Source organism: Lysobacter enzymogenes, from assembly GCF_900106525.1.
Classification (GTDB): domain Bacteria; phylum Pseudomonadota; class Gammaproteobacteria; order Xanthomonadales; family Xanthomonadaceae; genus Lysobacter; species Lysobacter enzymogenes.
Genome location: NZ_FNOG01000005.1, coordinates 156,867 through 170,461, shown reverse-complemented (window position 1 = coordinate 170,461; position 13,595 = coordinate 156,867). Strand labels below are relative to the sequence as shown.

At 69.5% G+C, this 13,595-nt stretch carries 5 protein-coding genes; 3 read left to right on the top strand and 2 right to left on the bottom strand.

Features of this window, described 5'->3' with window-relative positions; genetic code table 11:
* The first annotated feature begins 9 nt into the window (after window positions 1-9).
* A complete protein-coding gene (locus tag BLU84_RS14205) occupies window positions 10-2,343 on the top strand; it encodes a M20/M25/M40 family metallo-hydrolase (protein WP_074868263.1) in 2,334 nt (777 codons plus the stop codon).
* A gap of 88 nt (window positions 2,344-2,431) precedes the next feature.
* On the opposite strand, the gene BLU84_RS14200 is transcribed toward BLU84_RS14205, so the two are convergent.
* The gene (locus tag BLU84_RS14200) at window positions 2,432-3,571 is read right to left on the bottom strand and encodes an acyltransferase family protein (RefSeq protein ID WP_267889183.1); all 1,140 of its coding nucleotides are present in this window, start codon (window positions 3,569-3,571) and stop codon (window positions 2,432-2,434) included.
* Window positions 3,572-3,790: 219 nt separating this feature from the next.
* Window positions 3,791-4,204 (bottom strand): hypothetical protein, encoded by a 414-nt coding sequence (locus BLU84_RS14195; protein WP_074868258.1) that lies wholly within the window; start codon window positions 4,202-4,204, stop codon window positions 3,791-3,793.
* A gap of 435 nt (window positions 4,205-4,639) precedes the next feature.
* Here BLU84_RS14195 and BLU84_RS14190 point away from each other — a divergent pair, with 435 nt between their 5' ends.
* A complete protein-coding gene (locus BLU84_RS14190) occupies window positions 4,640-13,342 on the top strand; it encodes a glycoside hydrolase family 94 protein (protein ID WP_074868256.1) in 8,703 nt (2,900 codons plus the stop codon).
* Window positions 13,339-13,590: a hypothetical protein gene (locus BLU84_RS14185; RefSeq protein ID WP_139175003.1), complete on the top strand. Its 252-nt coding sequence runs from the start codon at window positions 13,339-13,341 to the stop codon at window positions 13,588-13,590. Before BLU84_RS14190 ends, BLU84_RS14185 begins: the two co-directional genes overlap by 4 nt.
* The last annotated feature ends 5 nt before the right edge of the window (window positions 13,591-13,595 follow it).

The following is a 13,595-nucleotide window of genomic DNA, read 5'->3' as shown; positions in this document are numbered from 1 at the left end:
CCCGGCTCTATGACTACTTCGCCCTCGCTTCCGTCCCAGGCCGGCGGTCTCGCCCGCGGCCTGGCCCTGCTGGTGTTGCTCGCTTTTGCTGCCGCGTCGTGGCTGGACATGCGGCCGCCGCCGGCGCTCGGCGCAAACGCGCCGACGAGCGAGTTTTCCGCCGAGCGCGCGTTGCGCCATCTGCCGTCGATCGCATCGCGGCCGCATCCGGTCGGCAGCGCCGAGAACACGCGGGTGCGCGCCTACCTGCTCGCGCAACTGCGCGGCCTGGGCCTGCAAGCGCAGGAGCACAGCGCATTCGTCGCCAAACCCGACGATTGGGGCGTGATCGCCGGGCGCGTGCACAACATCGTCGCGCGCCTGCCCGGGCGCGAGCCGGGCCCCGCGCTGGCGCTGGTCGCGCACTACGATTCGGTGACCACCGGCCCCGGCGCCGCCGACAACGGCGCGTCGGTCGCGGCGATCCTGGAAACCCTGCGCGCGCTGCGCGCCGGCGCGCCGCTGCGCAACGAGCTGATCGTGGTCTTCACCGATGCCGAGGAAGCCGACCTGCTCGGCGCCGAGGCGTTCGTCGCCCAGCACCCGTGGGCGCGGCGCATCGGCGTGGCGCTGAACTTCGATTTCCGCGGCAACCGCGGCCCGTCGATGCTGTTCGAAACCAGCGCCGGCAACGGCCGCCTGGTGGCGCAGTTCGCCGCGGCCGCGCCGCATCCGGTCGGCGCTTCGCTGGGCTACGAGTTGTACCGGCGCATGCCCAACAACACCGATTTCAACGTGTTCAAGCGCGCCGGCATCGCCGGGCTCAACTTCGCCGCGATCGAAGGCCACACCGACTACCACACCCAGATCGACCGGATCGAGCGCCTGCAAGCCGACAGCGTGCAGCACCTGGGCGAGAACATGCTCGCCGCCGCGCGCAGCTTCGGCGATTCCGACTTGCGCGATGTCGACGGCGAGGACCGGGCGTTCTTCAACGCGCTCGGCCTGGGCATGGCGAACTACGGCGCGGTCTGGTCGCTCGCCTTCACCGCGCTGGCGGTCGCGCTGAGCCTGATTCTGCTGGCGACGGGACTGCGCCGCGGCGCGATCCGCGCCGGCGGCGTGGCGCGCGCGCTGCCGATCTTCGCGCTGGGCCTGCTCCTGGCCGGCGGCGTCTGCCAGTTGGTGTGGATCGCCGCGGGCTGGCTGCATCCGGGCTACGCGACGTTGCTGCAGGGCGACACCTACAACAGCCATTGGTATCTGTTGGCGTTCATCGCCCTGGCCGCGGGCGTGCAGACTGCGTTGCTGGCGGCGACGGCGCGCTGGTGCAGCGCGCTGGAAGCCGGCTTCGCTGCGATGTTGGTGTGGACCGCATTGCTGTGCTGGATCGCCGCGGCGGTGCCGGGCGCCGGCTACTTGCTGCTGTGGCCGTTGCTGGCGGTGCAGGCCGGCACCTGGGCGAGCCTGCCGCGACCGGGCCGCGGACTGTCGGCGAATCTGCGCTTGGCTGCTTCGACGGCCGCTGCGATCCCCGGCGTGGTGCTGTTCGCGGTGGTGCTGTGGGCCTTGTTCGTGGCGCTGACGCCGTCGCGGGCGTTCGCGACCGGCATTGCGGCGATGCTGCTGTTCGGCCTGCTCGCGCCGCTGTTGGCGCAGATCGCCGGGAACGGGGCAGGGCGCTGGTTCCCTTGGTTCGCCGCCGCGGCCCTGCTCGTGCTCGGCTCGGCCACGGCCGGCTTCGACACTGCGCATCCGCGCCAGAACAGCTTGCTGTATGCGCAGGACGGCGCCAGCGGCAAGGCCTGGTGGGTCTCGCGCGACGATCATCCCGACGCCTGGACCGGCCGCTACCTCGGCGCTTCGGCGCAGCGACGGACCCTGCCGGAATTCTTCGGCGCCGATTCGGATCCATTCTGGACGGGCGCCACGCCAGCAACGCTGGCGCCGCCGATGCTGCGGCTCGACGCCGATCGCACCGACGCGCAAGTGCGCACGCTCAAGCTGACGATCGCCTCCGCGCGCAATGCGCCGCGGTTGATGCTGAGCGTAGAAGGCGCGCGCGTGCTGCGGGCCTCCGTCGCCGGCGTGTGGTACGCGAATACCAGTCCGCAGGATTCGGCAGAGTGGATGCTGGACGTGTACGGACACGGCGAGGCCGCGCTCGAGATCGAATTGCAGCTCAAGGCCGGATCGGCGTATGCGATCCGCCTGATCGACGCCTCTTACGAGCCCTCGATGATGCGCGTGCCGCGCCCCGAGAGCATGGTCGCGCAGCCGTTCTCCCTCAACGGCGCGGCCCTGGTCCGCAGCGAATTGCGCGGAGGCGAGGGCGCGGCGGCCGCAGGCAAGACTGCGCCTTGAGCGTCGAGAATCCGGACGCTGCGGATGCGGCGCCCGCAAGGGACGTGGAGCCGGCCCGCGCTGACGCCCGCGCGAGCCGATAGGCGCCTCACTCGCCCAATGCGGGCTCTCGAACCGGCTCCGCGCCTCGTGCGGAGCTTTTCGCCTTGCTGTCGAGCAGCCAGTCGCGCAGCCGTAGAAACGGCTGCTCCACGCCGTAGTGCAACACCGCGGCGGCGGCCAGCGCCGCACACCCATAGACGGCCAGGGCGACGAGGCTATGGCCCGCCAGCTGTTCGCCGACCGACTCGTCCACCATATGGAACACCCCCTTGTGCACCAGATACAGGCTGTACGAGGTCGCCGCCAGCCAGGCCACGCCGGGAATCGACCAACGTCCGATCCAGCTGGCGCGGCTGGCGCCTGCGAAAACCAGCAAGGCGAAACCGGCCGCCAGCACCGGCCAGCCGATCGCGTTGGCGAGCAGTCCGGTGCGTGCGCGGAACAGCCACATCGCTACCGCGAGCAGGCCGAGTCCCACCAGCAGCGCGGCATTGGCGTAGCCCTGGGCGCGCCGCCACCATTGCGCACGAAACGTCTTGAGGCTGGCCAGCACCACGCCGGCCAACAAGCCGTCAAGGCGGTTCCAGGTCGGGAAATAAATGTCCTCGGCGAACCAGCTGCGCGCCGACTCGCCGACCGGCCCCTCGGTCTTGAAATCGTGCAACCAGACCCCGGCGCGCAAGGCCACGCCGCCCAGCACGACGGCCGTACAGATCGCGACGAACAACGCTGTCTTCGAAGACCGGCGCATCAACCACCACGCCAGCAGCGGGAACACCAGGTAGAAATGCTCTTCCACGCACAGCGACCAGGCATGCGAGAACGCTTGGTTCTGGCGGTAATCGATCAGCAGATTGAGGGTGAAGCTGAGGAACTTCCACGCCGGCTCCAGGCCGGGAGATTCGCGAAACCCCGGCACCAGCAGATACACCGCCAACACCGCCAGGAACGCCGGCAGGATCCGGAACGCGCGGCGCAGATAGAAGCCGCCGAACGACAGCCGCTGGCCGCGCGCGAGCGGCCCCAGCACCTGCGAGCCGATCAGGTAGCCGCTCAGCACGAAGAACAGATCCACGCCCATCCAGCCGTAGTGGCACAGCCACGCGAAGCCCTCGTCGGGCCCCTCGTTCAAGAAGGAGTGGAACAGCATGACCCACAGCACGGCGATCGCCCGCAGCAGGTCCAGTCCAGGGAGTCTGTGAACCTCGCTGGGCGAGGAGGGAGCGTCTAAGCGCGCTGCGTCTGCGGGCGCATCTGCCACGTGGCGTTCTCGCGATGGACCGGATCGTCGATTGTATCCAGACGCGCGATGCGATGAGCGGGCGGTTGTCGAAATCGAGACAGTGAGCAGACGCGTCGCATCGCCAGCGCTTGCGATGCTGGCGATTCGCAGTTTTTCGGCGAACTAGCGCAAGCGCAGCCGCAACTGCGGCGATGCGCCGCGCAACCAATCGAGCGCTTCTCGCGCAGCGCTGGCCGATCCGGTCGCGGGCCCGGCATCCGCCTGCGCACGCACTTGCGGGAACGACATGGCGCGTTGATGCACCGCGCTGATGACCGCCAGCACGCAGGACCACGACGCCATCGGCAGCGCGACCAGGCGGTAATAGGTCGCGCGCAGCGCTTCCTGGGCTTCGGCAGGCGCGCGGCCGCGCACGGCCGACTCGATGCCCAGCGATACCGCGGAATCCAGCTCGCAGGGGCTGAACAGGTCCGCATCGGGCAGCAGATCGGGATTCTGCTTCCAGTAGTGGCGCTGCGCATCGATGTCGAATGCGCGTTGGCGAACGAGTTCGTCGTTCGTCGCAGGAGGACTCATGTTCGGGTTTCCCTTTGGCAATGCAGTGCGGACCGTCCGGGCGGAAGGTCCGGTGGAGCGCGCAGAGGTGGAATGCAGGCAAGGGACGGCGCAACAGGCGCCCGTGGGGTCTGCGCACTTCCGAGGCGATGGCGTCGGGCAAGCGCTACGCACTCACCTTACTCCTTTATGCGACCAAGGCGCGGCCGTTGGTCTGCCGGGCGGTTCTGCGTCCTGTACAGTTCAGCCGACACGCGCGCGTCCGGCGCCGGATCGATGGATATCGGCACTGTCTCTCGACGCTACGCGGCTCTCTCGCGGCCATCGACAGCGGCGCGGTCGCTCATCAGCGCGCCGCGCTCCACGACAGCGCGACTACGAAGATTTCACCTCGCGGTAGCCCGGCGGCTGCCAGGATGACCTCCCGGCGGCGGCTCGCCCTCGATTTGGTCTGCGATGCCTCAGCTTTGGACGATATTCAGCCGCTGGCTGCGCCTGCGCAGGCGCTGGTGGCGCTGGCGCCGCGCCGCCGTCCACGCCGCGGTGAAAGTCGAAGGGCCGCTGCGGTCGCAGTTGTTCAGCGTCGAACAGATGGAGCGGCATGGCGAGGCGTTGGCGCGCCAGCATCAGGTGCGCGCGCGCGCCGGGCCGGAACGGCTGCTGGGCCGGCTGGGAGAAAACGCAGGACTGTTGGACGACGCCTATACCTTGCTGACCCGCATGGTCCGCGACGATATGCGCATCACCCCGGCCGCCGAATGGCTGCTGGACAATTACTACCTGATCGAAGAACAGATCCGCACCGCGCGCCGGCATTTGCCCAAGGGCTATAGCCGCCAGTTGCCTTGTCTGAGCCAGGGCGCATCGGTCGGACTGCCGCGCGTCTACGACCTCTCGCTGGAAGCCATCGCTCACGGCGACGGTCGGGTCGACGGCGAAAGCCTCGGCCGCTTCGCCGCCGCCTACCAATCGGTCGCGCCGTTGAAGCTGGGTGAGCTGTGGGCGATCCCGATCATGCTGCGGCTGGCGCTGATCGAGAATCTGCGCCGCATGGCGGTGCGGGTGATGCGCGACGGTGCCGATCACCGGCTGGCGCGCGAATGGGTCGACTTGCTCGACAAGACCGCTGCAGAAAGCCCCAAAGACGTTGTCCTGATCGTCGCCGACATGGCGCGCTCGCAGCCGCCGTTGACCGGCGCGTTCGTGTCCGAACTCACCCGCGGCCTGCAGGCGCGCGGCTCGGTGCTGTCGATGCCGGTTGCGTGGCTGGAGCAATGGGTCGCCGACGGCGGCCACAGCATCGAAGGTCTGGTGCATTTGGAAAGCCAGCAGCAGGCGGCGGACCAGGTGTCCATCAGCAACAGCATCGGCAGCCTGCGCTTCCTGGCCAAGATGGATTGGCGCGAGTTCGTCGAAGACAGCAGTTGGATCGAGCGCCGCCTGCGCGAGGATCCTGCCGGCACTTACGCGCGCATGGACTTCGGCACCCGCGACAGCTATCGCCACGTGGTGGAAAAGCTGGCGCGGCTGGGCGGCGTCAGCGAACAGCAGGTGGCCGACATCGTGCTGCAGCTGGCGCAGACGGGCGCGCAGGCGAGGGCGGTCGACGACAACCTCGGGCACGTGGGCCACTATCTGGTCGACGAGGGATTGAAGCAGACCCGGGCCCAGGTCGCCGCCGCTGCGGGACAATCCCGGCCGAGCCTGCGCTGGCGTCCGGCGAGGATTCCGCTGCCGGTTTATCTGATACCGATCGCCGCGATCGCCGGCCTGTTCGCCTGGGGCGTGCTGTCGCAGCGCGGCGCGACGTCCGTGCCTGTGTGGTTGTTGGCGATCCTCGCGGCGATCGTGTTCAGCGAGCTCGGCATCGCCCTGGTCAACTGGGCCGCGACCTTGCTGGTGGCGCCGCGGCCTTTGCCGCGCATGGATTTCTCCAAGGGCGTTCCGGAACACTCGCGCACCCTGGTGGCGGTGCCGTGCATGTTCGGCAGCGCGCAGGGCGTGGACAGCCTGGTCGAAGGGCTGGAAGTGCGCTTCCTGGCCAATCGCGACCGCCACATCCACTTCGCGCTGCTGAGCGATTTCCTCGACGCCGACCGCCAGGAACTGCCGACCGACGACGCGTTGCTGGCGCGCGCCGCGCAGCAGATCGCAGCGCTCAACGCGCGCTATGCCCCCGACAGCGGCGACTTGTTCTTCCTGTTCCATCGCGCGCGCCAGTGGAACCCGCGCGAGGGCTGCTGGATGGGTCACGAGCGCAAGCGCGGCAAGCTGTCGGCGCTGAACCGGCTGCTGCGCAGCGGCCGCGACGACGAGTTCGCGCGCGTGGTCGGCGACACCGCGCCGCTGCGGCAGGTGCGCTACGTCATCACCCTGGACAGCGACACCCGCCTGCCGCACGACGCCGCGCGCGCCTTCATCGGCACCATGGCGCATCCGCTCAACCGCCCGCACCTGGACGCCGGCCTGGGCCGGGTGGTGCGTGGCTACGGCATCCTGCAGCCCAGCGTCGGCACCATCCAGAGCGAGCGCCGCGCGACCCGCTACGCACGCATGTTCGGCAACGAGCCGGGCATCGATCCGTACACCCGCACCGTGTCGGACGTGTATCAGGACCTGTTCGGCGAAGGCTCCTTCGTCGGCAAGGGCATCTACGACGTGGATGCGTTCGAAGCGGCGCTGGCGGACCGGCTTCCGGACAACCGCATCCTCAGCCACGACCTGCTGGAAGGCTGCTACGCCCGCGCGGGCCTGGCCAGCGACGTGCGCCTGTTCGAGGACTACCCCTCGCGCTACGCCGCCGACGCCAAGCGGCGCTACCGCTGGATACGCGGCGACTGGCAACTGCTGCCCTGGCTGCTGCCGTGGGTCCCCCGCGCGCAAGGCGGCTACGAACGCAATCCGCTGACCTGGCTCTCGCGCGGAAAATTGCTCGACAACCTGCGCCGCAGCCTGGTGCCGCCGGCGGCGACCGCGTTGCTGCTGATCGGCTGGTTGGCGTCGCCCAATCCGCTGGCCTGGACCGCGTGGCTGCTGTGCCTGTGGTTCCTGCCGGTGCTGCTGCCGGCGCTGCGCGATGTGTTGGCGGTGCCGCCGGACGTGCCGCTGGAAACGCATGCGGTCCGGGTCGGCAAAGCCGCCGTGCGCCAATCGCAACGCGCCGCGGTCGGCTTGGCTTGCCTGCCTTACGAGGCCGTGCTGAGTCTGGGCGCGATCTCGCGCACGCTGTGGCGGTTGACGGTCAGTCGCCGCCATCTGTTGCAATGGAATCCTTCCAGCGAAGTCGAGCGCAGCCTGGGCCGCGTCGCCGACGCGGAGTTGCGCAGCATGTGGGCCGCGCCGGCGTTCGCGCTGGCGGTGGCGGCGCTGTTGGCCGCGCTGCGGCCGCAGTCGCTGTGGGTTGCCGCGGCCTTGCTGGGCCTGTGGCTGGTCTCGCCGGCGCTGATGGCGTGGCTCGGGCGGCCGCCGGCGCAGCGCGACGCGGACCTGTCCGCCGCGCAACTGGCCTTCCTCGGCCGGCTGGCGCGCCGCACCTGGAATTTCTTCGAAGTCCACGTGAGCGCGCAGGACCACTGGCTGCCGCCGGACAACGTGCAGGAACACCCCAGTCTGGTGGTGGCGCGGCGCACTTCGCCGACCAACATCGGCCTGTCGCTGCTGGCCAATCTGTCGGCGCACGATTTCGGCTACGCGCAGACGGATGCGGTGATGGAACGCACTCACGCGACCTTCGCCACCCTGGACCAACTCGCGCGCCATCGCGGGCATTTCTACAACTGGTACGACACCGAGACCTTGCAGCCGCTGCCGCCGCGCTACATTTCGACGGTCGACAGCGGCAACCTCGCCGGGCATCTGCTGACCTTGCGCCAGGGCCTGCTCGGCCTGATCGACGCGCCGGTGCTGGCGCCGAGCACGTTCGCGGGTCTGGCCGATACCTTGGGCGTGCTCGACGAAGTCCGCCGCGGCGCCAGCCGCGTCGACGGCGGTCTGGACGAAGCGGTGAGCGAATTTCGCGCCGCGCTCGAGCCGGCCTCGGTGCAGGCGCCTGGTAGCGTGCGCGATGCGGGGCGAGTCTTGCGGCAACTGATCGAACGCGCCGACGCGGTGTCGGCGGCATGGCCGCAGGCCTCGTCCGCCGACGACGGCCGCTGGGCGGTCGCCTTGGCCGACGCCTGTAGGTCCGCGCTCGCCGAACTGCAGTTCTTTGCACCCGATTCGGACGCGCGAGCCGAGGGCGCCGACGGCGACGAGCCACCGATCCCGACGCTGCGCGAACTCGCGACGCGGCCCGGCAGCGCGCAGGTGCAGGCCAGGGCACGCGAACGCATCGAGCGGCTCGAACGCCTCGCGCACGTGGCCGGGCAGTTCTCGCTGATGGAATACGAGTTCCTGTACGACCGCTCGCGCCGGCTGCTGTCGATCGGCTACAACGTCGACGAACACCGCCTGGACGCCGGCTATTACGACCTGCTGGCCTCGGAAGTGCGGCTGTGCAACTTCGTCGCCATCGCCCAGGGCCAGCTGCCGCAGGAGAGCTGGTTCGCGCTGGGCCGGCTGCTGACCGAGGTCAACGGCGATGTCGCGCTGCTGTCGTGGAGCGGCTCGATGTTCGAGTACCTGATGCCGCAGCTGGTGATGCCCAGCTATCCGGACACGCTGCTGGACCAGACCTCGCGCCACGTGGTGGACGCGCAAATCGCCCACGGCGCCGAGCGCGCGGTGCCGTGGGGCGTGTCCGAGTCGGGCTACAACACCGTCGACGTGCGCATGAACTATCAATACCGCGCGTTCGGCATCCCCGGGCTGGGCCTCAAGCGCGGGCTCGACCAGGACCTGGTGATCGCGCCTTACGCCAGCATGTTGGCGTTGATGGTGGCGCCGGAAGCGGCCTGCCAGAACCTGCAACGATTGACGGCGGCGGGTTTCGGCGGCGAATACGGCCTGTACGAGGCCATCGACTACACCGCCACGCGGGTGCCGCCTGGCCAGGACTGCGTGATAGTGCGTTCGTTCATGGCCCATCACCAGGGCATGGGGCTGCTGGCGCTGGATCATCTGCTGCGCCAGCAACCCATGCAGCGGCGCTTCGTCGCCGATGCCGAGTTCCAGGCCACGCTGCTGCTGTTGCAGGAGCGCATCCCGCATGCCGGCGTGTTCCATCCGCACGAGTCCGAAAGCGCGGGCGCGCGCACCGCCAGCGCCGAGACCGAAACCCAGCTGCGCATCCTGCGCAATCCCAGCGCCGCGCGGCCGTCGGTGCAATTGCTGTCCAACGGGCGCTACCACGGCCTGCTGACCAGCGCCGGCGGCGGCTACAGCCGGCACCAGGACATGGCGGTGACGCGCTGGCGCGAAGACGCGACCCGCGACCATTGGGGCAGCTTCTGCTATCTGCGCGATGTCGCCAGCGGCGAGTTCTGGTCGGCCGCGCTGCAACCGACCTGCGTGCCGGTGGAGCATTACGAGGCGATCTTCTCCGACGCCAAGGCCGAGTTCCGCGGGCGCAAGCGCGGCTACGACAGCCACATGGAAATCGCGATCTCGGCCGAGGACGACATCGAACTGCGCCGGCTGCGCCTGACCAACCGCAGCCGACATGCGCGCACCATCGAGATCACCACCTACGCCGAAGTCGTGCTGGCGCCGGCCATCGCCGACGAACTGCATCCGGCCTTCAGCAACCTGTTCGTGCAATCGCAGATCCTGCGGCACAAGCAGGCGTTGCTGTGCACGCGCCGGCCGCGCTCGCACGACGAGACGCCGCCGTGGATGTTCCATCTGGTCGCGGTGCACGACGCCGAGATCGGCGCGATTTCGTACGAAACCGACCGCGCGCGCTTCCTCGGCCGCGGCAACACCCCGCGCGCGCCGCGCGCGCTGACCCTCGACGAAGCCTTGTCGGATACCGAAGGCTCGGTGCTGGACCCGATCGTCGCCATCCGCTGCCGGATCGAACTGGCGCCGGGACAGACCGCGATGATCGACACCATCCAGGGCGTGGCCGCGGACCGCGCCGCCTGCGAGGAACTGGTCGACAAATACCGCGACCGCCGCCTGGCCGACCGCGTATTCGACCTGGCCTGGACCCACAGCCAGGTGGTCCGCCGCCAGATCAATGCGTCGCAGGCCGATGCTCAGCTCTACGAGCGTCTGGCGGGCTTGATCGTGTACGCCAATCCCTTGCTGCGCGCCGACCCCGGCGTGCTGTTGCAGAACCAGCGCAGCCAGTCGGGCCTGTGGGGGCATGCGATCTCCGGCGATTTGCCGATCGTGCTGTTGCAGATCGCCGACGCCGACAACATCGAACTGGTGCGGCAGATGGTGCAGGCGCATGCGTACTGGCGGCTCAAGGGGCTGCGCGCGGATCTGGTGATCTGGAACGAGAGCACCGCCGGTTACCGGCAGCAGCTGCAGGACCAGATCCTGGGCATGGTCTCGGCCGACCCGGAGGCCAACATCCTCGAACGACCCGGCGGCATCTTCGTGCGGCCGGCGCAGCAGATCTCGCAGGAAGACCGGGTGCTGCTGCAATCGGTGGCGCGGGTGATCGTCAGCGACCAGCGCGGCACCCTGGCCGCGCAGATCGGCCGCCACGTGCCGCCCGAGCGGATCCCGCCGGCGTTGACGTTCGCCGGCGAAGCCGAGGCGGCGCCGGATCCGCAGGACGCGACGGCGATGTCCGGCCTGCCGCCGACGCGCGAGGATCGCGACGAAGACGATGCATGGCCGTTCGGCGCGGTCGCCGACGAGTTCGTGTTCGACAACGGCATCGGCGCCTTCTCCGCCGACGGCCGCGAATATGCGATCGTCTCGCGCGAAGGCGCGCCGACGCCGGCGCCGTGGTCGAACGTGCTGGCCAACGCCAAGCTCGGCAGCGTGGTCAGCGAGAGTTCGCCGGGCTACACCTGGCTCGAGAACGCGCACGAGTTCCGGCTCACGCCCTGGCACAACGACCCGGTCGCGGACGTCGGCGGCGAGGCGTTTTACCTGCGCGACGAGGACACCGGCCGGACGTGGTCGCCGATGCCGCTGCCGTGCCGCGGCCGCGGCAGTTACCGCACCCGCCACGGTTTCGGCTACACCGTCTACGAGCACGTCGAGGACGGCGTCGCCAGCGAGCTGTGGGTGTACGTCGCGGTCGAAGACGCGGTGAAGTACTCGGTGCTCAAGCTGCGCAACCTGTCCGGGCGCGCGCGGCGGCTGTCGGCGGTCGCCTACGTGGAGTGGGTGCTGGGCGACTTGCGGGCGAAGTCCCAGTTGCATGTGGTCAGCGAGCTGCACGCCGACAGCGGGGTGCTGACTGCGCGCAATCCCTACAACACCGAGTTCAACGGCTGCGTCGCGTTCTTCGACACCGACGCCGACGGTTGCAGCTATACCGCCGACCGCAGGGAATTCCTGGGGCGCAACGGCAGCCTCGGCGATCCCGCGGCCTTGCGCCGCGAACGCCTGTCGGGCCGTCTGGGCGCCGGGCTGGACCCGTGCGCGGCGATCCAGGTGCCGATCGCCCTGGCCGACGGCGACGAAGACGAAACCGTGTTCCGCCTCGGCGCGGGCAGAAGCTACGCCGAAGCGATGGAGCTGGCGGGCAGCGTGCGCGGCACCCAGCACGCGCACGATGCGCTCGATGCCGTGCGCATCCATTGGCACGGCCTGCTCTCGGCCGTGCAGGTGAAAACGCCCGATCCCAGCGTCGATGCGCTGGCCAACGGCTGGTTGCTGTATCAGACCCTGGCCTGCCGTTACCTGGCGCGCAGCGGCTATTACCAGTCCGGCGGCGCCTTCGGCTTCCGCGACCAGTTGCAGGACAGCATGGCGCTGGTGCACGCCGATCCGGTCCTGAGCCGCGAGCATCTGCTGCTGTGCGCGGCGCATCAGTTCCCGCACGGCGATGTGCTGCACTGGTGGCATCCGCCGCAGGGCCGCGGCGTGCGCACGCGCTGTTCCGACGATTATCTGTGGCTGCCGATGGCGGCCTGCCGCTACCTGGAGGCGACCGGCGACGCCGGCGTGCTGGACGAGGAGGTGGGCTTCATCGAAGGGCGCCCGGTCAATCCGGACGAAGAGTCCTATTACGACTTGCCGGTCGCGTCCTATCTGCGGCAATCGTTCTACGAGCATTGCGCGCTGGCGGTGCGGCGCGGCTGCGACTTGCTGGGCGAACGCGGACTGCCGCTGATCGGCACCGGCGACTGGAACGACGGCATGAACCGGGTCGGCCACGCCGGGCGCGGCGAAAGCGTCTGGCTGGGCTTCTTCCTGTTCGATGTCCTGCAGCGCTTCGGCGAGGTGGCGCGCGCGCGCGGCGACGACGACTTCGCGCAGTACTGCCGCAATCATGCCCAGCGCCTGCGCGAGAACATCGAAGCCCACGCCTGGGACGGGCAGTGGTACCGTCGCGCCTGGTTCGACGACGGCACCCCGTTGGGCTCGGCGGCGAACGGCGAGTGCCGGATCGACTCGATTTCGCAAAGCTGGTCGGTGCTGTCGGGCGCGGCCAATCCGGCGCGGGCCTGGCAGGCGATGGACTCGCTCGACCGCCATCTGGTGCGGCGCGACGCGGGCCTGGTGCAACTGCTGGATCCGCCGTTCGACCGCCTCGACCAGGATCCCGGCTACATCCGCGGCTACGTGCCCGGCGTGCGCGAGAACGGCGGCCAGTACACCCATGCCGCGGTGTGGGCGGCGATGGCCTTCGCCGAGCAGGGCGACAGCGCGCGCGCCTGGGAGCTGGCGCGCATGATCAATCCCATCGGCCATGCCTTGAACGCCGAGGACGCCGCGCGCTACAAGGTCGAGCCGTATGTGCTGGCCGCCGACGTATACGCCGTGGCGCCGCATGTGGGGCGCGGCGGCTGGACCTGGTACACCGGCTCGGCGGGCTGGATGTACCGCTTGCTGACCGAGTCGCTGCTGGGGCTGCAGCGCAGCGGCGACCGCCTGCGCCTGCGGCCCTGTCTGCCAGCCGATTGGCCCGAGTACCGGATGCGCTACCGTTACGGCGCCAGCTTGTACTCGATCCTGGTGCGGCAGGGCGGGGCGGCGACCAAGAGCTTGACCCTGGACGGCGTGGAGCAGCCCGGGTTCGAATTCGCGCTGGTCGACGATGGCCGCGTCCATCAGGTCGAAGCGCATTGGCCGGGCGCGCCGGCATGATGACGACGACACAACTGGACGCAAGGCTCGATCGCCTGGCACGGATGCTGCCGCACTGGCTCGAGCACGCGCGGCATCGCGCGCAGTTCTGGCCGCAGTTCAACGCGCTGGCCATGGACATCCTGGCGCAGGCCGAAGATCGCGATCGGGTCCACGTCCTGCACCGCCTGGACGCGATGCTGCTGGCCAACGGCGTGCTCAGGAAGAACGACGAGGGCGACGAGCGGGTGCCGCCGTGCTTGCGCTAGGCGGC